The sequence below is a fragment of the Ureibacillus sp. FSL K6-0165 genome (assembly GCF_038004285.1).
Lineage (GTDB): Bacteria > Bacillota > Bacilli > Bacillales_A > Planococcaceae > Ureibacillus > Ureibacillus thermosphaericus.
This window is the reverse complement of record NZ_JBBOQS010000001.1, coordinates 2403432-2425185: the sequence shown is the minus strand read 5'-3', so window position 1 is coordinate 2425185 and position 21754 is coordinate 2403432. Positions and strand designations below refer to the sequence as shown.

Annotated in this window: 22 protein-coding genes; 18 read left to right on the top strand and 4 right to left on the bottom strand. The window is 35.5% G+C overall.

Annotated features, from left to right (window positions below):
* Window positions 1-62 precede the first annotated feature (62 nt).
* Entirely contained in the window at window positions 63-1262 is a 1200-nt protein-coding gene (locus NST00_RS11970; RefSeq protein ID WP_340710013.1) for an NAD(P)-dependent malic enzyme, read from the top strand.
* A 150-nt stretch (window positions 1263-1412) separates the two neighbouring features.
* On the opposite strand, the gene NST00_RS11965 is transcribed toward NST00_RS11970, so the two are convergent.
* A complete protein-coding gene (locus NST00_RS11965; RefSeq protein WP_016837012.1) occupies window positions 1413-2060 on the bottom strand; it encodes a Yip1 family protein in 648 nt (215 codons plus the stop codon).
* A 164-nt stretch (window positions 2061-2224) separates the two neighbouring features.
* Window positions 2225-3598, bottom strand: a complete 1374-nt coding sequence (gene gdhA, locus NST00_RS11960; protein WP_168411786.1) for an NADP-specific glutamate dehydrogenase — start codon at window positions 3596-3598, stop codon at window positions 2225-2227.
* Between the two features lie 167 nt (window positions 3599-3765).
* On the opposite strand from gdhA, the gene NST00_RS11955 reads away from it, so the two are divergent.
* The 3 genes from NST00_RS11955 (at window position 3766) to NST00_RS11945 (ending at window position 5921) form a co-directional block, all read left to right on the top strand.
* A complete protein-coding gene (locus NST00_RS11955; protein ID WP_168411791.1) occupies window positions 3766-4230 on the top strand; it encodes a YaiI/YqxD family protein in 465 nt (154 codons plus the stop codon).
* Window positions 4223-5539, top strand: a complete 1317-nt coding sequence (locus NST00_RS11950; RefSeq protein WP_445329563.1) for a D-serine ammonia-lyase — start codon at window positions 4223-4225, stop codon at window positions 5537-5539. Before NST00_RS11955 ends, NST00_RS11950 begins: the two co-directional genes overlap by 8 nt.
* A 169-nt stretch (window positions 5540-5708) precedes the next feature.
* A complete protein-coding gene (locus tag NST00_RS11945) occupies window positions 5709-5921 on the top strand; it encodes a hypothetical protein (RefSeq protein WP_016837016.1) in 213 nt (70 codons plus the stop codon).
* A 110-nt stretch (window positions 5922-6031) separates the two neighbouring features.
* Here NST00_RS11945 and NST00_RS11940 read toward each other — a convergent pair whose 3' ends face one another.
* Window positions 6032-6859 (bottom strand): squalene/phytoene synthase family protein, encoded by an 828-nt coding sequence (locus NST00_RS11940; protein ID WP_016837017.1) that lies wholly within the window; start codon window positions 6857-6859, stop codon window positions 6032-6034.
* A gap of 225 nt (window positions 6860-7084) precedes the next feature.
* Between NST00_RS11940 and NST00_RS11935 the strand changes: the two genes are divergently transcribed.
* On the top strand, window positions 7085-8140 hold the full coding sequence (locus NST00_RS11935; protein WP_016837018.1) for a 3'-5' exonuclease: 1056 nt from the start codon (window positions 7085-7087) through the stop codon (window positions 8138-8140).
* A gap of 131 nt (window positions 8141-8271) precedes the next feature.
* The gene (coaW, locus tag NST00_RS11930; RefSeq protein ID WP_016837019.1) at window positions 8272-9117 is read left to right on the top strand and encodes a type II pantothenate kinase; all 846 of its coding nucleotides are present in this window, start codon (window positions 8272-8274) and stop codon (window positions 9115-9117) included.
* A gap of 199 nt (window positions 9118-9316) precedes the next feature.
* Here the strand turns inward: coaW and NST00_RS11925 are convergent, their stop codons facing one another.
* A complete protein-coding gene (locus tag NST00_RS11925) occupies window positions 9317-9706 on the bottom strand; it encodes a ribonuclease HI family protein (protein ID WP_016837020.1) in 390 nt (129 codons plus the stop codon).
* 189 nt (window positions 9707-9895) lie between these two features.
* Here NST00_RS11925 and NST00_RS11920 point away from each other — a divergent pair, with 189 nt between their 5' ends.
* The 12 genes from NST00_RS11920 (at window position 9896) to rbsD (ending at window position 21737) form a co-directional block, all read left to right on the top strand.
* Window positions 9896-10450 carry an RNA polymerase sigma factor gene (locus NST00_RS11920; RefSeq protein WP_096550856.1) on the top strand — a complete coding sequence of 185 codons (555 nt, stop codon included), beginning with the start codon at window positions 9896-9898 and terminating at the stop codon, window positions 10448-10450.
* Entirely contained in the window at window positions 10431-12035 is a 1605-nt protein-coding gene (locus tag NST00_RS11915) for a DUF4179 domain-containing protein (protein WP_016837022.1), read from the top strand. Before NST00_RS11920 ends, NST00_RS11915 begins: the two co-directional genes overlap by 20 nt.
* Before the next feature lie 495 nt (window positions 12036-12530).
* Window positions 12531-12674: a hypothetical protein gene (locus tag NST00_RS11910; protein ID WP_172597779.1), complete on the top strand. Its 144-nt coding sequence runs from the start codon at window positions 12531-12533 to the stop codon at window positions 12672-12674.
* 333 nt (window positions 12675-13007) lie between these two features.
* On the top strand, window positions 13008-13199 hold the full coding sequence (locus NST00_RS11905) for a zinc-finger domain-containing protein (protein WP_016837023.1): 192 nt from the start codon (window positions 13008-13010) through the stop codon (window positions 13197-13199).
* A 326-nt stretch (window positions 13200-13525) separates the two neighbouring features.
* Window positions 13526-14200 (top strand): phosphopantothenoylcysteine decarboxylase domain-containing protein, encoded by a 675-nt coding sequence (locus NST00_RS11900; protein ID WP_016837024.1) that lies wholly within the window; start codon window positions 13526-13528, stop codon window positions 14198-14200.
* A 97-nt stretch (window positions 14201-14297) separates the two neighbouring features.
* On the top strand, window positions 14298-14816 hold the full coding sequence (locus NST00_RS11895; RefSeq protein WP_016837025.1) for a YbaK/EbsC family protein: 519 nt from the start codon (window positions 14298-14300) through the stop codon (window positions 14814-14816).
* Window positions 14817-14828: 12 nt separating this feature from the next.
* Entirely contained in the window at window positions 14829-15581 is a 753-nt protein-coding gene (locus tag NST00_RS11890; protein WP_168412510.1) for a VOC family protein, read from the top strand.
* Between the two features lie 56 nt (window positions 15582-15637).
* On the top strand, window positions 15638-16792 hold the full coding sequence (locus NST00_RS11885) for a PstS family phosphate ABC transporter substrate-binding protein (RefSeq protein WP_340710012.1): 1155 nt from the start codon (window positions 15638-15640) through the stop codon (window positions 16790-16792).
* Window positions 16793-17450: 658 nt separating this feature from the next.
* Window positions 17451-19124, top strand: coding sequence for a formate--tetrahydrofolate ligase (locus NST00_RS11880; protein ID WP_168412508.1), 1674 nt, complete (start codon window positions 17451-17453; stop codon window positions 19122-19124).
* A gap of 368 nt (window positions 19125-19492) precedes the next feature.
* Window positions 19493-20473 (top strand): LacI family DNA-binding transcriptional regulator, encoded by a 981-nt coding sequence (locus tag NST00_RS11875; protein ID WP_026019150.1) that lies wholly within the window; start codon window positions 19493-19495, stop codon window positions 20471-20473.
* Entirely contained in the window at window positions 20470-21351 is an 882-nt protein-coding gene (rbsK, locus tag NST00_RS11870) for a ribokinase (protein WP_016839422.1), read from the top strand. The genes NST00_RS11875 and rbsK overlap by 4 nt, the downstream gene beginning before the upstream one ends.
* A complete protein-coding gene (rbsD, locus tag NST00_RS11865; protein WP_016839423.1) occupies window positions 21348-21737 on the top strand; it encodes a D-ribose pyranase in 390 nt (129 codons plus the stop codon). Before rbsK ends, rbsD begins: the two co-directional genes overlap by 4 nt.
* The last annotated feature ends 17 nt before the right edge of the window (window positions 21738-21754 follow it).

Genomic DNA, 21754 nt, shown 5'->3' with positions numbered 1-21754 from the left:
TAAGTAAAGTAATATTATACAAAATACAATATTAAACAATAATGGTTAGGGGATGATAAAGTATGGATTTAATGAAAAAGTCTTTAGAAATGCATAAAGAATTTAAGGGGAAAATGGAAATTGTATCAAAAGTACCTCTTAAAGATAGCTATGATTTAAGTTTGGCTTATTCACCAGGTGTTGCGGCACCTTGCCAAGAAATAGAAAAAAGCCCGATGCGCGTCTATGACTATACAATGAAAGGGAATTTAGTAGCGGTTGTATCTGATGGAACTGCGGTGTTAGGCTTAGGGGATATTGGACCGGAAGCAGCTCTTCCTGTTATGGAAGGAAAGGCGTTGTTATTAAAACGATTTGCAAATGTTGATGCAGTGCCAATTACATTGAACACAAAAGATGTGGATGAAATAGTTAGAACAGTAAAGGCGATTTCACCTACATTTGGCGCTATTAATTTAGAAGATATTGCAGCGCCTCGTTGTTTTGAAATTGAAGAACGATTAAAAGCGGAATGCAATATTCCAATTTTCCATGATGATCAACACGGTACAGCCATCGTTGTTGCAGCGGGATTAGAAAATGCATTGAAGCTTGTTGGAAAACGAAAAGAAGAAGTGAAAATTGTAATTAATGGAGCGGGAGCGGCTGGTATTGCTACATTAAAGCTGTTAGCAAGCATTGGATATAAAAACATTGTTGTTTGTGATTCAAAGGGTATCCTTTATGAAGGGCGTTCAGGAATGAATGCTGTAAAAGAAGAAATTGCGAAAATTACTAACCCTGAAAAGTTGACAGGAACATTGGACGATGCAATGGTAGGGACGGATATCTTTATTGGCGTTTCCATCGCAAATATTTTAACGAAGGAACATATTGATTCCATGAATCAAGATCCAATTGTTTTTGCATTGGCTAATCCAAATCCTGAAATCACTTATGAAAACGCTGAGCGTTGGGGAGTAAGAATCATCGGTACTGGTCGCTCCGATTATCCAAATCAAGTAAATAACGTATTAGCGTTTCCAGGAATCTTTAGAGGGGCATTGGATGTATTTGCGACAGAAATTAACGAAGAAATGAAAATTGCCGCTGTAAATGCCATTGCGTCTCTTGTTGATGAAAATGAGTTAAGAGAAGATTATGTGATTCCAAAACCATTGGATGAAAGAGTTGTTCCTGCTGTTGCAAAAGCAGTGGCAAACGCGGCAATTGAAACGGGCGTATCAAGGCTATATAGTAATCAACAAGCAAAAGTAATTTAGTGTGAATGTTCGTTATCAATTCTTGTATGGTAAACTGAAAGATTGAAAAAATGAAAATCTCTTTTACAATTTGAAAAGAGAAAAAATATGGCTTGGTGGTAGAAAGTAGGGACTGACTGGTTTTTATCTAATACCAAGCCATATCATTGATTACATATAATAGCTAAGTCCCAGTAAGACAATGATGATGCCAATGATAACGCCGATTAGAATAAAAATAATTGCTATGATTATAGCAAATATCAATAGTGTGAAAAAGGCCTTCCAATTAGAAAACTGATGAGCTTCTGCAATTGCTGCAATCGTAATGACAATTGACCATATGGTTGCAATGAATGTGAACAATACTCCAATGATTGCAAATGCACCAAAATCTTCGCTCATATTCATTAAACTATTCGGATCAATCAACATCCAAAGCAAGTAAATGGGAATTAACACAATAAACGGCCATACACTTAGGGAAGAAGCTTTGAATAATTGTGCATAAGTTCCTTTTCCTGAAAACATTTTCCCAATGAGCCAAGTACAAAGAGCTGAAAAAGCGTTGCTAATTAGTCCCACAATAGGCGAAAGAATAATGGTAATTAGAATCATTGCCCAAAGAGGAAAGTTTGGATAAATACCTATATCCATATATCCTGTAAACAAACTTCCAATATAACCAATCGATAAGAGAATAATGACATAAAGCCAACTTTTCTCTTGTATTACATAGCGAGTTGTTTTTTTCGGATGCAACCATATCGTGAAAAAAGGATTAATCTTTTCTTGTTGCGGTGTTTCGAACTCGTTCATCTTAAAACCTCCCAATATTTTCTTTTTTTAGTAAAACATATTTGATTAACGAACTTCAATAGGAAAAAAGATAGCCAATTGAAATATGCAAAATAGCACATTTCAATTGGCTTTATTTTCTATATTGAACCCCATTTGAAATCATTTCTCCCAATAATAGACGATTAATAAACCCCTTCAGCAATCATTCCGTTCGCAACTTTGATAAATCCAGCAATGTTTGCACCAAGCATTAAATTTCCAGGATATCCATATTTTTCAGAGCACTCTTTACTTGTTCTATAGATGTTTTTCATAATGTCATGTAGTTTTTCATCGACTTCATTAAATGACCAGTAAGTGCGGCTTGAGTTTTGTGCCATTTCTAATGCAGAAGTTGCTACACCGCCGGCATTTGCTGCTTTACCAGGTCCGTATAAGACACCATTTTCTAAAAACTCATTGATGGCTTCAGGAGTTGAAGGCATATTTGCTCCCTCCGCAACAACTTTTACGCCGTTACTAATTAAAGTACGAGCAGATTCTCCGTCTATTTCGTTTTGTGTTGCACATGGAAGTGCGATATCACATGGAATTGTCCAAATACCTGTGCAACCTTCCGTATATGTTGCGTTTGGACGATATTCAACATACTTTTTAATTCGTTCACCTTGAACTTCTTTAATTTCTTTAACAATGTTTAAATCAATGCCCTCAGAATCGTAAATATAACCATTTGAATCGGAGCATGCAACAACTTTTGCACCGAAATGTTGGGCTTTTTCGATGGCATAAATAGCAACATTACCTGATCCGGAAACAACAACAGTTTTATCTAAGAATGATTCTTTTTTATCGCGTAGCATTTCTTCTACAAAGTATACTAAACCGTATCCTGTAGCTTCTTTACGAACAAGTGAACCTCCGTAACCTGGCTGTTTACCAGTAAGAACGCCTGCTTCATGCATCGCTTTAATGCGTTTATATTGACCCCATAGATAACCAACTTCGCGTGCACCAACACCGATATCTCCGGCAGGAACATCGACATCTGGACCGATATGACGGTATAATTCAGTCATAAATGCTTGGCAGAAACGCATAATTTCTGCATCTGATTTTCCTTTAGGGTCAAAATCAGAGCCGCCTTTTGCACCGCCAATTGGCAGTCCAGTTAGTGCGTTTTTAAAGATTTGTTCGAAAGCTAAAAATTTCATAATGGATTCGTTTACTGTTGGGTGGAAACGTAAACCACCTTTGTATGGTCCGATAACATTATTAAACTGTACACGGTAACCACGATTTACGTGAACTCGATTTTGATCATCCTGCCAAGTTACACGGAAAGTAATGATACGATCCGGTTCTACAATTCGAGAAAGAATATTATGTTCAATATATTCAGGATGTTGCTCAAAAACAGGTACTAATGTAGAAAATACTTCTTCTACAGCCTGCAAAAATTCCGTTTGATATCCATATTTATTTTTAAGTTGATTATATACAGAATCAATATATTCTTTTGCTTTGGATTGTTTTTTTACATCTGTTGTTGTCATGTTTGTTTCCCTCCTCAAAATCTTATGAGAAAATGTTATTATGATTTTTCAAACAATTCAATCATTAATTTTTGAGTTAGGGAAAATAAAATGTAAAAATAAGGGAAAATAAATTATGTTTATATAATAAAAAATACCAAAAATTAGGTAGGGAGTTGAAGGGTATAATATCCGTGTTTATAGATGCAGATGCCTGTCCAGTCGTTGATATTGCTGTATTTGTTTCATCTCAATACGAGATAAAACCATTCTTATTTTGCGATACTTCTCATCTCATAGAAAGGGAGGGTGCGATAACAATTCAAGTTGCCGAGGGGCGAGATTCTGTTGATTTTGCAATAGTGAATGCGGTTTCAAAATTTGATATTGTTGTTACACAAGACTATGGTTTAGCTGCCATGTGTTTGGCAAAAGGTGCCTTTGTTTTAAATCAAAATGGAAAAGAATTTACAGATGAAAATATTGATCAAATGTTATTTTTTAGGCATGAAAATGCAAAATTTCGCCGTGCTGGTGGAAAAACGAAAGGTCCAAAAAAACGAACAGAGAAAAATAATTTGGACTTTGAAATAAAATTTCGACAAATTTGTGAACGAGCAATGTTATTAAAAAAGGAGAATGATAATGCTTAATTTTCAACGCAAACTTTCGGAAATGGAACAAGTTATTCTAGAGAACATGAAGAAACAGAACACTGTACTATGGTTAAATCCGAATAAAACAGATGAATTACCAGAAAATCATTCCTTTTCATTTCAGGAAGTCATCAACGCAGAAAAACGATTGCAACGGTTTAGCCGATATATTCAAGCAGTGTTTCCGGAAACGAAAAAATTACAAGGAATCATTGAATCGGATTTAATTGAAATACCAAAAATGAAACCATTTATCGAGAAGAATGCTGAAAAGCCGCTGTTAGGTAAACTGTTATTAAAATGTGACCATGAGTTAGCAGTTTCCGGTTCCATTAAAGCGCGAGGCGGAATATATGAAGTGTTAAAATTCGCAGAACAATGCGCCATCGAGAAGGGTTTCATTAAAGAAACGGATGATTATGAAAAGTTTAAGAGTGAAGCGTTTCGCCAATGTTTCAGTCAATATAAAATTGCAGTGGGATCTACTGGAAATTTAGGTCTTAGTATTGGCATAATGGCAGCGAAACTAGGGTTTCAAGTGACAGTACACATGTCCATGGATGCGAAAAAGTGGAAAAAAGATTTACTTCGTGAAAAAGGTGTCAAAGTGATTGAATATGAGTCGGATTATAGCTTAGCGGTGGAGGAAGGAAGAAAACAAGCAGAACATGATCCAATGTGCCACTTTGTGGATGATGAAAATTCCATCGATTTATTTAGTGGTTATGCAGTGAGTGCCCTACGATTGAAGAATCAGCTGGAAGAATTAAATATTCAAGTGGATGAAGAACATCCATTGTTTGTATATTTACCATGTGGAGTTGGTGGTGGACCGGGAGGCGTTGCATATGGTTTAAAAGCCCTATATAAAGAACATGTCCACATTTTCTTTGGTGAGCCGACTCAGTCTCCTTGCATGCTTTTAGGAATGATGACAGGATTGCATGATAAAATTGCTGTCAATGATATTGGATTGACGAATCGAACAGAAGCGGACGGATTAGCAGTTGGTCGAGCTTCCAAGTTTGTTGGGAAGTTGATGGAGCCGATTCTGAGCGGATGTTACACGGTAGATGATGAATTTTTATTTGAGAGTTTAAAAGAAATGATGCAACATGAAGGGATATTTATGGAACCTTCCAGCCATGCAAGCGTATACGGGCCGATACAATTATTGAAGGTAGGAAATGCGTATATAGAAAAATATGAATTAACGAATCGATTACATCAAGCAACTCATATTTTATGGGCGACAGGTGGCAATATGGTGCCGCAAGAACAAAGGGAAGCCTATTTGAATCGATAATAAGTACACTAATTATAATGGTTGAATCAACTAATCTAGCGATTTAAATGTTGAATTGTTAACTGAGTCATTGGCAAAAGAATTGAAGATGATTTAAAAATAGATTCGAAGGTAATAATTGAAGCTACTAATGTAGGTGCTGCGAGTAATTGAAGAAAGGAGGGTGGAAGTGGATAATACAAGATCAAAAATTATTGAGCCAACGATTATTGTAATTTCAATTATTATGATTATCACAGCAATTTTACTTATAATAAACGTTAATTTAAAACATCGAATTGCTGTAGATACAATTAATCAATTTTATGAAAAAGGTGGATTACCAGTTTACTCCGAAAACGCTAATATGACTTTTTCATTTTATTGTGACATGGATAATTAAACAATATCGCTTTTTCCCCCGTTTAGAAACAATTGCATAAAAATATTGAAAGCTTGTCCGAAAAGAGAGAGGGTTTCAATACCTTACTTTTCGGACAAGCTTTATCTTTGTTAATCCACCATCAATTCTTTTACGGTTTCTTCCACTTCGCTGCGGCTCATTTTCTCCTTGCCTTCTTTTAAAGCATTTAATGTTTTATGAGCGAGAGCAAGGGGTAAGCGACAGAACATTAAAATAGAACGTTTTTGGATTGCATCCATATATTGATAAGCTTTTTCTAAATTTTCCTCTGTATAATGGAACAAATCTTCTTTTGTCCAACCTTCAGGGATAAAGCTGACGCCTCGTGTTTCAAAATCTTCCTGTTGGTTTCTTAAAATATTTACCGCTTGCAAACCTCTGCCGTATCCAATGGCTAATTCCCGATCCGTTTTTACTGCACTATCCCATTCCCATAAATCGGAAAGCATGACACCAACAAGTCCGGCTACATAGTATGTATACTCATCTAAATCTTCCTTCGTGCGAACTTGCCAATTTGCTTTTGCCCATTTCGCCATACCGAATGCCATTTCACTTGCAGCATCGCAGACAATTTTTTTCGTTCCTTCAGGTAACAGTAAAATCCAATCATTTAAACGCATCGTTACTTCAGGCATGTATTGTTTATAAGGTTCTAACAGTTGTAAATATTTGTCGTTATTAAAGTTTTCTTCTTTTAATAGTTCGCTTACTTCCATTAATAAGAAATATTTGATTTCATTCGTTACTTCTGGATGTTCATTATCTTCGATTTCATCCAATGCACGCATAATTAAATAGGCATTGGCAACAGCCTTTTTCAAATCTTTTTTTAAAAATGTAATCGGTATATAAAAAGTGCGACTCGTTTCTTTTAATACTCTCATAGCATCTTTTTCAAGCGCTTTCTGATTCATAAGACCAAATTTCCTCCGATCATTAACCTTTCTATTTATCCTACAATAATTTTTCTAAAATGAAAAATAAAACTTCTGAAATTATTATAGACAAAAGGAAAATATTAATTACAATTTATGTTTAACAAACTTTGGCAAGTTTTTTTTACTATTTTACGTGTCATTATTGACTATTTTCGTTACAATGAAATGTGATAGTTTGATAGAAAAAAGGTGAATTCATTCGTGCGAAAGGAAACATATATTTTTTTAGATATTGAGGCAGCCATTGTGCGCGGAAAACAGCACATCATTGAAATAGGGGCAGTGAAATGGTTGCCAAATGATGAAGTTGAATTTTTTTCTGAATTAATTCAACCATATAAATTTAAAAAGCTGAATAGCCGAATCCAAAAGTTAACGGGAATTCAAACGGAAGATTTATTATATGCTCCTTCCTTTAAACAAGTCATTAAACGCTTTATGGAATGGAGCCAAGGAGATACAATTTTCGTTACCTTTGGTGAGTTTGATCGAAAAGTTTTGGAAGAAGAGCTTTTTCGAAATCGAATCCAACGGCATTTTATATATCCCATCGTGGATTTTCAGCAAAAATATATGATTGAAAATCAATTAAAAGTTCAACCAAGTTTAAGTGAATTAATGGAAAAATTTGAAGTGGTTGCTGAACAACATCGTGCTTTGCAAGATGCAAATACCCTTTTTAAAATATTTAAAGCTTCAGGCGGCCATGAAATGATTGAAAAGCAAAAAACGAATCAATTCGCCCTCATGTTAAGTGAAAATCATCATGAAGAAAATGAAGTTGATGTATACTTAACCTATGTAACTGGAGAAGTTTTTCCTTCCCATATTCGTATTCACTCGATTAATTCCTTACATAAATCGTTATCATGCATAAAAACAGAAAAGGAAATTGTTCAAGAAGACGGTACGATTGTTAAATCGGAATATAATGAAATTCTTCCAAATGAGGAATTAGCTCAATTTTTACATACAGTGAGAGATGATTTAGAGAATAAAGTTTTGATAACTCGCTCTGGTTTAAAACAAATTTCTCGCATTTACCGTTTACACCATTGTGTTTTACCAAAAACTGAAGTGATGACGCTGCAACACTTGCTAATGGATGAGGGACTGCTAAGCCGTTTTACAATGAATGGCCAATCCATCGATACATATGAAAAAACAATTTCTAAATTATTATTTCGATATAAACACAAACTAATTGATGAATTTGAAAAAAGAAATTTATTCTCTAATGAGGTAGTAAAAGTTTAATTTTTTAACAAAAATTAATATAATTTTAATATAGTAACCGTTTTTTTGAATAGTGTTAAAATTAGAAAAAATTGCAATCATATGCTTATACAGTTAAAGTGTATAGAGGGAATCTATAAAGGAGAAAGCTTATGCGCAATACAATAGGAATCGATGCAGGAGGCACTTTAACAAAAGTTGCTTACTTGGATGATGAAAATGAATTCCAATTTAAGGTCTTTCCTTCCAAAGATTTAACACTAGTGAAGGAATGGATTGAAGCAAATCCAAACATTGAAGAAATTGGAATTACAGGTGGTCGAACAGAACAGCTATTGGCAAAATTAAAAACAAAAAAATCAATCGATTATGTTGTAGAATTTGATGCAACAATCAAAGGGGTAAAATACTTATTAAAAAAAGAAGGCCATGAAATTCAAAAAAGTATCATAACGAATGTTGGAACAGGCACAAGTATACATTATATGGAAAATGACAAACATGTGCGTGTTGGTGGAACTGGAATTGGCGGAGGTACTTTAACAGGGTTATCAACGATTATTACTGGGCTTTCGGATTTTAATGAAATCACGAAAATTGCAAAGCAAGGTAAAAGGGAATTCATTGATTTATTTGTAAAAGATATTTTTGAAGGGATGAATCCTCCGATAGAAGGCCATTTGACGGCGAGTAATTTTGGAAAAGTCAACATATTAAATCATAACGATTATCCTGTTCCTGATCTATTAGCAACCATTCAAGCGCTAGTTGGTGAAGTCATTACAACTTTAAGCATCCAATATGCAGATACAAAAAATTCTGAAACGATTATATATATTGGATCGACATTGACGAATAATGATCATTTGAAAGAAGTTATTGCAAATTATACGATTTTGAAAAAACACAAGCCAATCTTTTTAAAAGATTGTGGATTTTCAGGAGCGATAGGTGCTCTTTTAAATAAAGTAGAACAAAGAAATATTGCACAATTATAAAAAAGAGCCTGACCAAAAAATGTAAAACTTTTGGTCAGGCTCAAATACATAATGATTGTTTTTTCTTTACTCCTGTAGTGGTCACAATAAATGCCCCGTCTCGTCACATTTATCTCCGACGAAAGCGTTAGCGAGACGCAAAGGTGTAAAACAGAAAAGTGACTTTTCAGGCATCACACTTTTTTAATTATGACGAAAATTACATCCCTTTACGAATAGCTTGTCGCGCTAACAGATCAGCTGCTTTATTTTGTTGTTCTGGAATCCATTTTATAAAAAACAAATCAAACTCATCAGCAAGTTTTAAAGCTTCTTCTAAATAGGGTTTAAATTGTTCGTTTTTTACATATTTCTTTTCCATTGAACTCACGACAATTTTCGAATCGGAACGAACGGATACGAATGACGTTCCTAATTTTTTTGCTTCTTCTAGACCTCGAATTAAAGCGATAAATTCCGCAACATGATTGTTTGATTCGCCTATAAATTCTCCAATTTGTATGGAATGTCCTTCTCCCTTTATAAATAAACCGATTCCGCTTGGACCGGGATTTCCGCTACTAGCACCATCAATATAAACTTCTAACATATTGCCCCCAAGAACTTTTTTTACTATATTATACCGCAATATATCAAAAGCGTGTAAAAACATTCTAATCTGTTAATGGTTTTCAGTAATGAATCTAGGTGGCCACGAAAATAAAAATTTTTTAAATAAAGTGAGATTTTTTCATGATGAATCTCGTTTTACTAAGTGAAGAAAGAAAGGAGGAATAACATGGATGAGGAAATCCGATACGTTCGACAAATTTTAGCAGGAGATAAAAGAGCTTACATACACATTATTAATCGTTATAAAAATCCTTTGTATGCAACGATTTTACGGATGACAAAAAATCCTCAAACGGCAGAAGATTTGCTCCAAGAAGTATTTTTTAAAGTGTATGAACAATTACCAAAATACAATCCGAAAGGTCCATTTAAAAGTTGGCTCTATCGCATTGCCATTAATTACTGTATCGATCAGCTTCGGAAAAAAAGAATTCAAACGGAACAAATTGAAAATACGATTATACGAAGCAACGATACACCAGAAGTAGTCTTATTACAAAATGAAGAGAGTAGAGAACTGGAGAAAATGGTTTCATTATTGCCGGAAGATGAACGAAACATTTTACTTTTACGTTATGCCAACGAATTGAGTTACGCAGAAATTAGTGAAACATTAGGGGTTTCGATAATAGAGGTACGCAATAAATTGTACCGAGCTAAGAAAAAATTACGAAAAAATGCAAAAGAAGGTGGGTATTTATATGGTGTGTCCGAAAGATGATAAGTTATTCGATTATATTGAAGGCATTTTAGAAGACAATGAAAAAGATCTTATGGAACGTCATATACAGTCTTGCCCTTATTGTGAGCAGCAATTAGAACTGCTATTAAAAGAAAATGAACTATTAGAACAAACACTAAAATCTCCAATATTGCCAGATGATTTTGCCGAAAAGATTGTCGATCAGCTGGAACCGCATAAACGCAAAAAAAATCGACCGTTAAAATGGGTGCTGGGTACGGCAGCAAGCGCACTTCTTGCAGGGGGAGTGTTCATGTCGGTGAGTCCGAGTGTTGCAAAACTTGTAGGTGGAATCTTCTCCAGTGAAACGGTGGATGAAGGATTGCGAATGGCAATTGATACTGACATCGCAACACCTGTTAATCTTTCAGCAACAGATGCAGATATAACGCTGCACATTGAGGACTTGATAGCCGATACGTCGCGAATTGCTTTTTCCTATCGGGTAACCAATCAACAAGGTAAAGTATTAAATCCATTTATTGGAGATGCCGATTTATATTCAATCAAAGTATTAGATGAACATCAAAATGAAGTGGAACTTAATTCAATGAGTTGGGGACTTCATGATGACTATGGGATTTATGAAATATCGTTAGTAAATATCGATAACTTTACAAAAGGAACCGTTCGATTGGACATCCATCATCTTGCAGGGAAAGATGGACAATGGCAAATCGATATACCAATTGATTTGACTTCCGCTTATGAACAGCAAAAAGTTGTAGCGTTGAATGAATCTTACGAAGTTGAAGGAGTTAAAATTCATCTGGATAAAGTCAATTACGCTACTTCTACAACAGACATCTATTATCAATTAGAATATACCGAGGAAGTAAAAGAAAGATTAAAACAGCAATTAAAACAAAAAGAGCTACAATTTAATAATGAAATTGTCCAATTCCTATATTTCCCTTCTATTGGCTATCGAATTGAAAACGGAAAAGGGGTAGTGCTAGGTTATGAAAATATTTATTTCTCAAAAGAACGGGGCCATCCTGTTTCCGAAAATATGTTAAGCGGCATGGGACAATGGGATGGAGAGCCTAGTGAACTTGGTCCTTACAAACAAATTGATTCATTCGTTCCAAATAAAAATGCTGAAGAAGAATTATATTTCGTTGTAGATACAATTTATCGACCAAAAATTAGTGAATTCTCAATTACATTTAATCCAAAAGAATTACCTAAAACCTTTGAATATAACGGATATGAATTAACTATTGATTCTGTGCAAGAAAAAACAGATTATTCATTACAGAAATCATGGATGCCAATACAACGTCAAAAAAGTGTTGAAATACAATTATCAGGATTTGCTTTGCAAAAAGCTCCTAACATAGAAAAATGGGCACTAGAAGATGAAAAAGGAAATAAATATACGATTCACCATGGAGGATCAACTTTAGATGAAACGGATCAGCAAGGTCGATTCAAACGAACATTTGAATTGGTTTCTTCCGAGTTAGAAAAGATTCCTGAAGAAATGACGCTCCATATCATTGCTGAAACGGAAGTCATTCCGTTGAAAAACGAAATACGAATTCCATTATTTAAAAATTGAATGAATCATTTAACGTAGAGGAAATCAATGGTTCGTTAAGCAGTAGTTCACCTTTCGAACTGCTGCTTTTTTAGTGCGCCTGGCATGGGTGTAATCTATAGGGTGTAAGTCCCGAACTGTGAAGGCAGAAGTAACAGTTAGCTTAACGCAAGGGTGTCCGTGGTGACGCGGAATCTGAAGGAAGCGAGCGGCAAACTTCCGGTCTGAGGAACACGAACTTCATATAAGGCTAGGTATCATTGGATGAGTTTGCTAAACAAAACAAAGTCCTTTCTGCCAAAGGTGGTACAGAGTAAATGAAGCAGATAGATGGAAGGAAAGATTACATTCTTACCCGGGGAGGTCTGGCGGATATGTGAAGTACGCTTCATAACCTACTTAGTGATAAGTAGCTGAACCGTCAGAAGTCAGCAGAGGTCATAGTATTAGTTGGTTTAGAACTACTAAGAAGGACCGAACAATTAAGAGAGAATAGCCCTTGGCATTCAGTGAGTCATGATGAACACAGAAAACGTAGTACCTCACTTGAGGAAGGAAGCGGTGAATCCCGTGGGAGACCTCTTGGAGGGTGGAGTGACCACTGGCATAAAGAGAACAGCTATTCACGGAAGTTATAAAGACTTGCGTCAATCATCTTAATTGAACCGCCGTATACGGAACCGTACGTACGGTGGTGTGAGAGGACGGGAGTTAATCGCTCCCTCCTACTCGATTAAAGTTGAAGAATTACTGCACAAACGGTGTTTATCCCCTTTATCATAGACTATCGTAAAGACTTGATTATAAAAAATTGTTGAGCAAAAGGTATATCAACTATTGTTCCAAAAGGACAAGCTCAGAAAATGTCACAATAGACATATTCTCAACCGTTTTACAACATAATAAGCTTGTTTCAACTGGAAGAAATGCGCTTTGACAAATAAAAAATGACGATAGTAAAATATAAAAACTAATAAAGGGGGATTGTGATTTGTGGATAAAAGTGCAGTAATTAAAGATATAGATGAATTAATTGATACTTATTGCATAGATTGTCCCATCAAAAGGGATTTAAGACAAATAAGAGGAAAAGCAGGAGCACACCGGTTTTGCATTGAACAGTGCTCTGTTGGCGAACAATTGCAATTTTTGGGTAACGAATTGCTAAAGATGCAGGAAAAATGATGCAATAGAACTTTAGTACCTTTTTGTATTGAATTTTTGATAAAATAATGATAATATTATCAATGTAATATTAATGCTCACGATATATATATCAAATCAGATGTCTTTACACATGAATTGATATATCTTCTGAGGATTAATATATACACGGTTGGTTACCATAGGTTGAGCAGCTCCCTTAATAGGGGCTGCTTTTTTATATTTTCCGAAACTGAAGCTTTTTACATAACTGCTCGTTTTTAAAAATTAGAATTTATTAATGAAAATGGAGTTAAAGTTCAGTAAACTTAATCTATAACGAAAGATAAAAATGATAGGTGATAGCTGTGAAGACATTAGAAGGAAAAAAAGTGCTCATTACAAGCGGAGGAACCCTTGAAAAATGGGATCGGGTTCGCGGACATACGAATCTTTCAAAAGGCACGATGGGCTGTTTTTTAGCTGAAACAGCTTTTTCTATGGGGGCAGAAGTAGTTTATTTACACGGATACTTTGCGAAGCTTCCGAAACATAAAGAATCCATGCGATTAGTAGGTTTTGAAGGAATTGAAGATTTAGGAAATAAAATAAAACATATTTTGCAAAGTGAAAACATTGATATTGTGATTATGGCAGCGGCTGGTTCTGACTGGGTTGTAGACAAAGTTTACGACCAAAACGGTAATTTAATCACGGAAAATGGAAAAATGTCTTCGGATGAACCACCGATTATTCATTTTAAAAAAGCGCCAAAAATCTTAGGGAAAATTAAAGGTTGGGATCCAAAAACGCTTCTTGTCGGGTTTAAACTTGAAGCAACGGAAGATGTAGACTATTTAATTCAACGTGCAAAATTGCGAATGAAAGAATCGAATGCTGACTTTATGGTGGCAAATAGTTCTCAATCATTGTATGGCGATGTTCAGCATTATATTATTTCTCAAACTGGAGATGTCATTGAAGTTCAAGGCAAAGAACAAACGGCAAGAACTTTATTGGAAATACTGTGCGAAAAAGTATAAAATGGAATTTAAACTGAAAGGCTAGTTTCACTAGTCTTTTCTTATATATAATAGGTAATAATTCAAATTTGTTTTATCGGGATTGGAGGATGGGAAAATGTCTTTACAAAGTGTAAAAGAGCATTTACAAAAATTTAACCGTGACCAAGATATTTTAGAGTTTGAACAAAGCAGTGCAACAGTTGAGCAAGCGGCCATCGCTTTAAACGTCATTCCTGCACGGATCGCCAAAACATTATCATTTAAAGATAAAGATGGAAATGCTTTTCTCGTTGTAGCAGCTGGTGATGCAAAAATTGATAATAAAAAATTTAAATCTACATTTGGCGTTAAGGCGAAAATGTTAAGTGCAGAAGAAGTAGAACATTTTACGGGGCATGTCATTGGGGGAGTATGTCCTTTCGGATTAGCTCATGATTTAGATGTTTATTTAGATGTTTCGTTAAAACGTTTTACAACAGTGTTTCCAGCTTGCGGCAGCATCAATTCAGCAATCGAATTAACTTGCGATGAATTGTTTGAATATTCAAATGCGAAAGAGTGGGTGGATGTCGGAAAAGATTGGAACGAAACATTAACGGACATTAGTGAATTTGCAGCAACAAATGAAGTATAGTAGGTGAGAAACATGTATTTACTTGATCATATCGTACATTTTGTGAAAGAGCCGAAAACCATGGTTGAAAAAACGAAAGAAATTGGCCTTCATACAGTAGAAGGCGGAAAACATGAAATGTGGGGAACCTATAATTCGCTCAGTTATTTCGGCCTTTCTTATATTGAATTTATTGGCGTATTTGATGAAACGTTGCTCGAAAAATCTGCTGAAATTCCATATACATTACATGAATCTTATAAAAAACGAAACAAGAAAAATGGTTTTACACGAATTGCCATTCGGACAACGACAATTGAAGAAGATGCAAAAAAACTTCGTGATGCAGGCTATGAAGTGATTGGACCTGATTCATTTTCAAGAATACGCCCAGATGGAAGTGTATTAACTTGGAAATTACTGCATTTTGGCAAAAAAGAGTTGCCTTTTGAATTTCCATTTCTCATTCAATGGGAAGGGTCAGACGAAGAACGATACAATGATTTGGTAAACAATGGAACAATCCAAAAGCATCCTTTAGGAGATTTAACAATTGATGAAATCTCATTCTCCGTTACAGATTTACAGTGGGCAAAAGAATGGGCAAGTTTATTTGAACATGAAATAGTGGAGAGTACAGACTCATACATAAAATTAAAAGCGCCAAATTGTCATTTCAAATTTAATTTAGAGCAAAAGTATGAAATCGTTGAAGTGAAAATTAGCGGTTCGAAAGAAGAAAAGCATGTAACGCTTGAGGACGGGAATTATTTGTTCGTTCGATGAAAATAAAGGAAAACACCTCCTACATGACGAATTAGGTGGTAGGAGGTTTTTTTGTAATGACGAACATTTTTGTGTCAATCATTGTTTTCTTCGTTCTATGTTTTTTTACATTTGGTGTCGTTTTTATGGCATTGTTGATAGGAAACTTCGAATGGATTCCATTCATCATTATTTTTGCAATTTTTCTGTATTTGCTTTTTTTAGCATTTCTATTTCGATATTTCAAAACAAAGAAAAGAATCATTTGGTTTGTCGTTATTTCTTGTGTTGCGATTAGTGCTAGTTCCATTTGGCCGATTTACCAAAAATATGTGGAGAACATTCCAACCGTTTCAGCAGAAGTAAATATTTATGAATACATGCCTTTTGAAGAAAATTCGAAAGTAGTAACTTTAGAAGAAGAAGCAACTCTTCAATTATCCGATTCATTACCAATCATGGATGGTGCAACAGCATTGTATCCGATCTATTCCGCCATTGCACAAGCTACATATCCGAAAAAAGAATACGACCCATATAATAGTGAAGTGATGGTCAATACAACGCCAGAAGCCTACGAAAATTTAATTAATGGTAAAGTGGATATGATTTTTGTCAATGAGCCTTCTCAAAAACAATTGCAGCGAGCAAAAGAAAAGGGAGTCGAACTAAAATTAATACCAATTGGGAAGGAAGCGTTTGTATTTTTCGTCAATCAAAAAAATGAAGTTGATGGGTTAACTTTGCAACAAATTAAAGATATTTATTCCGGTAAAATTACTAACTGGAAAGAGCTTGGTGGTAAAAATGAACCTATTAGGGCATATCAACGCCCAGAAGATAGCGGTTCTCAAACGTCGTTGCAGTCATTAATGGGTGATACGCCTATTATGGATGCACCAAGAGAAAATGTGGCGAGCGGCATGGGAGAAATCATTAGCGAAGTGGCACAATATCGAAATTTCGAAAACGCAATTGGCTATACGTTTCGATATTATTCACAAGAAATGGTCGGCAATAATCAAATTAAACTATTGGCCATTGACGGAGTTTCTCCGACAAAAGAAACGATTCGAAGTGGCGAATATCCTATAACTGGGGAATTTTATATTGTTACTGCAGGTACGGAAAATCCAAATGTCAACAAATTAATTGATTGGGTACTATCTCCTCAAGGACAACAACTAATTGAAAAGGTCGGGTATGTGCCTATAAATAATGTGGATGAATGAATAAATAGTATGACATAAAAGTGGCTGTCATTTTGGACAGAAAAGATCTTGATTATGAGGAAATGAGGCTGTTTGGAAAGTTTCCGACTTTCTAGACAGCCTTTTCTTCAATTTTATGGTGAAATTTTTAGAATGAGAGTTCACAATTCTTTTGAAAGCTCAAGGGCGAATCTTGCTAGAAGAATTGTATAATGATGGATAGGATACGAAAAAAAATGAATGACTATTATTTGCTCGAGTGTGGCTATTATTTATCAAAGATTGACTATTATAATCTTGATTTTGGCTATTATCGTTATTTCAAGGAAATCGTTTATATGTAGTTGGCTATTATGTTAATCAATTTGGCAAATATCCTTGGCCAGTTGACTATTAAATGCTTGAAACTGACTAATATCTTCCATAATTGAAGCAAATTTTTATGGGGTGGCAATTATGTTCACAAATTTGACTATTATTCATCCCAGTATGACTATTATTGCCCGAGCTTTGACTATTATCAGCCCCATTTCTAAAAAGTGAATTTATGTAGTAATAATAAAATCCGTCATTAATTAACAAAGCAGACAAAACAAAAACATTATAAAACAAACACTTGTGTAAATAATAACGTTCATAACGAAGAGTAAACTCAATCTGACTAGAAAGAGGAATTAGTATGACAATTACAAAACCATTAACGGATTTAGACATTGCTTATGGTGCAGCATTAAAACCTATTGCAGAAATTGCAGAACAAGTAAACATTCCAGATGATGCACTTGAACAATATGGACGTTATAAAGGAAAAATCGACCCGAAAAAAATTCCGGGTGAGCCTTATGGTAAAGTTGTACTTGTGACAGCAACCAATCCAACACCTGCCGGAGAAGGAAAATCAACGGTTACTATTGGACTTGCTGATGCCTTAAAACAATTAAATCAAAAGGTCATGGTAGCTCTTCGCGAACCATCGTTAGGTCCCGTATTCGGCATCAAAGGTGGAGCAACAGGTGGCGGCTATGCACAAGTGCTTCCAATGGAAGAAATTAACTTGCATTTTAATGGAGATTTTCACGCGATTACAACAGCGAATAACTTAATTTCTGCAGTAATTGACAATCATATTCATCAAGGAAATCAACTAAACATCGACCCTAGAAGAATTATTTGGAAACGGGTATTGGACATGAACGACCGAGCACTTAGAAAAGTTGTTGTAGGACTAGGAGGTCCAACGCAAGGTGTTCCAAGGGAAGACGGATTTGATATAACAGTTGCCTCTGAAATTATGGCGGTATTTTGTTTAGCAACAAGTATTGAGGATTTGAAAGAACGATTATCCAAGATGTTAATTGGTTACACTTATGATCGTCAACCAGTCTTTGTGCGTGACCTAGGAATTGAGGGGGCATTAACATTAATTTTAAAAGAAGCGTTCAAACCGAACATTGTACAGTCTATTGAAGGAACTCCTGCTCTTGTTCACGGTGGACCTTTTGCGAATATTGCTCATGGATGTAATTCCTTGATTGCTACGCAAACCGCACGGAAATTAGCGGACATCGTCGTGACAGAAGCTGGTTTTGGTGCGGATTTAGGTGCTGAAAAATTTTTGAACATTAAAGCAAGAAAAGGTGAATTCCATCCGGATGCAGTCGTAATTGTGACAACGATTCGCGCATTAAAAATGCATGGCGGAGCAGAAAAAAGCGAGTTAGCGAAAGAAAATATTGAAGCTCTCAGCAACGGAATCCCAAATTTAGCTCGACATATTGAGACAGTAAGAAATTTCGGAATTGAACCGGTTGTTGCTTTGAATCGATTTATAACGGATACGGAGCAAGAAATTCAAACGCTTCTGAATTGGGCGAAATTAAACAATGTCCGCATCGCTAGAACAAATGTATGGGAAGAAGGCGGGAAAGGTGGAATGGATCTAGCCAAACAAGTATTGGAAGTTTTAGACGAACCGAAACAATTTGCTCCGCTTTACGAATTATCCGATTCCATAGAACAGAAAATTACGACGATTGTCCAAAAAGTATATGGCGGGATTGGAGTTGAATTTTCAAATCAAGCGAAAAAGCAATTGAAACAAATTAAGGAAAATGGTTGGGATCAATTACCAATCTGTATGGCAAAAACACAATATTCATTGTCAGACGATCCAACATTAATAGGTCGCCCAATTGGATTTACGATTACTGTAAGAGAAATCATTCCAAAATTAGGAGCAGGATTTTTGGTTTGCATAACGGGCGATATTATGACAATGCCAGGATTGCCCAAAGCACCCGCCGCATTACGTATGGATGTTGATGAAAAAGGGAATGCAATCGGGTTGTTTTAATTGGAAAACGCTTTGCTATTTAGAGATAGCGAAGCGTTTTTTTATAAAACAACAATTTAAGGACGGCAATCATTATATAGACAGGCTGAATGTAAAGTTGAAATCTAAAGAAATCAGTTGAAAACAAAAAGGTTATTCCATATAATTACAAAATGATGAACAATTTGTGAACAATCGATAATGGTATAGCCTATTTAAAAGAAAAATGACATACTATAAAAGATTATTTCAGGTAATATATACACGTAAATTTTTTGGGCGGTAGATTGTGTAACCGATTACACATTAGGAGGTCAAATGTGTAACCGATTACATATTTTTTCATGAAAATGTGTAACCGGTACCACAATGATTCGAAAGGTGATTGTATGGTAACGATTCATGACGTAGCAAAGCGGGCAAATGTATCTGCAGCCACAGTTTCTAGATACATTAATAAGAATGGTTATGTGGGAAAAAAATCTAGAGAAGCAATAGAGCACGCGATTAAAGAATTGAACTTTGTCCCAAACAATGTTGCAAGGACGCTATCCACTAAACAATCCAATATGATTGGACTCATTATTCCGGATATTAAAAACCCATTCTTTCCAGAGCTTGCCCGTGCTGTAGAAGATACCGCCTACAAATATGGATACACTGTTATATTATGTAATTCGGACGAGAATCCTAAAAAAGAACAACATTACTTTAAAGCTCTTACTCAAGAATACGTGGCTGGTGTTATTATCACATCTACTCACTCAGGAAATGGTCAAGAAGCAACTATTCCAATCGTTGCCTTAGACCGGGCTCCGATTATGGACATCCCATCTGTAACGACAAATAATATACTGGGAACAGAAATGGCCGGCCGCTACATGCTAGAGTGTGGTGCTAAAGAGCTGCTTTTTCTAAAAGGTCCTAAGCAACTTATTTCTTCCGAACAGCGTTTGAAAGGTTTCTTAAAGGCTGTTGAAGGAAAAAATATAAAAGTACACATTGTTGAAAGTCCCTATGATTTTAAAGTTGCTGAACATATTACATTCCAATTTTTACAAAAACATTCTACTATTGATGGAATATTTGGCAGTAGCGACGTTTCGGCAATTGGAGCGTTAAAAGCTTGTGAAAAATTGAATAGAAGCGTGCCGAATGATATTCAAATCATTGGTTTTGACGGTATACAGTTAGGAAATTATACAACTCCTAGTTTAACAACTGTTGCCCAAAACATATACAAGCTAGGTGAAACTGCAGCAGAATTATTAATTCAACAAATCGAAGGCAAAAGCATAACTGAGAAAAACATTGTCATTAATCCGGAATTAGTTGTGCGAGAGACGACTCGAAAGGGGTTCTTACAATGATCACGGTGATTGGAAGCATAAATATGGATCTTGTAGTGGAAACTGACACTTTCCCGAAACAGGGAGAAACGGTTCAAGGAAAGCTTTTTACGACGATTCCAGGCGGAAAAGGTGCAAATCAAGCTGTTGCAGCGGCTCGACTTGGAAGTCAAGTTCGCATGATTGGTGCAGTAGGAGACGATAGCTTTGGAATAGAGTTATATAAAAAATTAATGAGTGAAAATATTGATGTTTCAGGCATCGTGAAAACAAATAATTCCACTGGAATAGCAAATATCTTGCTACATAATCGTGATAATCGCATTCTTTTTGTTCCAGGAGCGAATTTTGATTTAAATAAAGAAATTATCGATGCCAATATCCAACTGATTCGAGAAAGCAAACTTGTGATGATGCAGTTGGAAATACCAGCAGAAACGATTGAGTACGTATTCACTATCTGTCAAGAGCATGCTATTCCAGTTTTATTAAATCCAGCACCTGCTGCGAATTTCAAAAAAGAATGGATGAATCAAATTACTTATTTAACGCCAAACGAAACGGAATGTGAATTAATCTTTGGTGCTGATTGGGAAACGGTATTAAAAGAGTATCCAAATAAAGTCATTGTTACTTTAGGTAGTGAAGGTGCGGCTTACTATGATGGATCAAAAATTGTAAGAATCCCTGGATTTAAAACAACTGCTGTTGATACAACAGGAGCTGGGGATACGTTTAATGGCGCATTTGCTCATGCGATTTGCAGTGGAAAATCAATTGATGATGCGGTTGAATTTGCAAACATCGCTGCATCCCTTTCAGTTGAAAAGTTTGGCGCACAAGGCGGCATGCCAACTATAGATGAAGTATTAGCTCGCTTGGGAGGACATGAAGTTTGAAAAAACACGGAATTTTAAATAGAGAATTAGCTGGTCGTTTCGCAAAATTAGGGCATACGGATCAAATCGTTATTGCCGACTGTGGTTTACCAATTCCAGATGATGTACCTTGTATAGATTTATCATATAAGTTGGGAGAGCCGAGTTTTCTTACTATGTTAGAAGTTGTACTTGACGATTTAGTCGTAGAAAGCGCCGTTTTAGCAGAAGAAATTAAAACAAAAAACGCAGAGCTTTCGAAAACATTAACAAACACATTACCGAACATTTCGTATGTTTCACATGAGGAATTTAAGCGATTAACGAAAAATGCGAAGTTCATTATTCGCACTGGTGAAACGACGCCTTATGCCAATGTCATTTTGCAATGCGGTGTGATTTTTTAATAGATTTCTTGAAAAAG

What these genes read in the sequence shown, in the direction of transcription:
- NST00_RS11965 (WP_016837012.1), bottom strand. Translation starts at nt 2,060, where the DNA reads ATGAACGAGTTCGAAACACCGCAACAAGAAAAGATTAATCCTTTTTTC.
- coaW (WP_016837019.1), top strand. Translation starts at nt 8,272, where the DNA reads ATGCGCAATACAATAGGAATCGATGCAGGAGGCACTTTAACAAAAGTT.
- NST00_RS11970 (WP_340710013.1), top strand. Translation starts at nt 63, where the DNA reads ATGGATTTAATGAAAAAGTCTTTAGAAATGCATAAAGAATTTAAGGGG.
- NST00_RS11890 (WP_168412510.1), top strand. Translation starts at nt 14,829, where the DNA reads ATGTATTTACTTGATCATATCGTACATTTTGTGAAAGAGCCGAAAACC.
- NST00_RS11880 (WP_168412508.1), top strand. Translation starts at nt 17,451, where the DNA reads ATGACAATTACAAAACCATTAACGGATTTAGACATTGCTTATGGTGCA.
- NST00_RS11940 (WP_016837017.1), bottom strand. Translation starts at nt 6,859, where the DNA reads ATGAATCAGAAAGCGCTTGAAAAAGATGCTATGAGAGTATTAAAAGAA.
- NST00_RS11925 (WP_016837020.1), bottom strand. Translation starts at nt 9,706, where the DNA reads ATGTTAGAAGTTTATATTGATGGTGCTAGTAGCGGAAATCCCGGTCCA.
- NST00_RS11895 (WP_016837025.1), top strand. Translation starts at nt 14,298, where the DNA reads ATGTCTTTACAAAGTGTAAAAGAGCATTTACAAAAATTTAACCGTGAC.
- gdhA (WP_168411786.1), bottom strand. Translation starts at nt 3,598, where the DNA reads ATGACAACAACAGATGTAAAAAAACAATCCAAAGCAAAAGAATATATT.
- NST00_RS11920 (WP_096550856.1), top strand. Translation starts at nt 9,896, where the DNA reads ATGGATGAGGAAATCCGATACGTTCGACAAATTTTAGCAGGAGATAAA.
- NST00_RS11875 (WP_026019150.1), top strand. Translation starts at nt 19,493, where the DNA reads ATGGTAACGATTCATGACGTAGCAAAGCGGGCAAATGTATCTGCAGCC.
- NST00_RS11910 (WP_172597779.1), top strand. Translation starts at nt 12,531, where the DNA reads ATGATGAACACAGAAAACGTAGTACCTCACTTGAGGAAGGAAGCGGTG.
- NST00_RS11915 (WP_016837022.1), top strand. Translation starts at nt 10,431, where the DNA reads ATGGTGTGTCCGAAAGATGATAAGTTATTCGATTATATTGAAGGCATT.
- rbsK (WP_016839422.1), top strand. Translation starts at nt 20,470, where the DNA reads ATGATCACGGTGATTGGAAGCATAAATATGGATCTTGTAGTGGAAACT.
- NST00_RS11950 (WP_445329563.1), top strand. Translation starts at nt 4,223, where the DNA reads ATGCTTAATTTTCAACGCAAACTTTCGGAAATGGAACAAGTTATTCTA.
- NST00_RS11885 (WP_340710012.1), top strand. Translation starts at nt 15,638, where the DNA reads ATGACGAACATTTTTGTGTCAATCATTGTTTTCTTCGTTCTATGTTTT.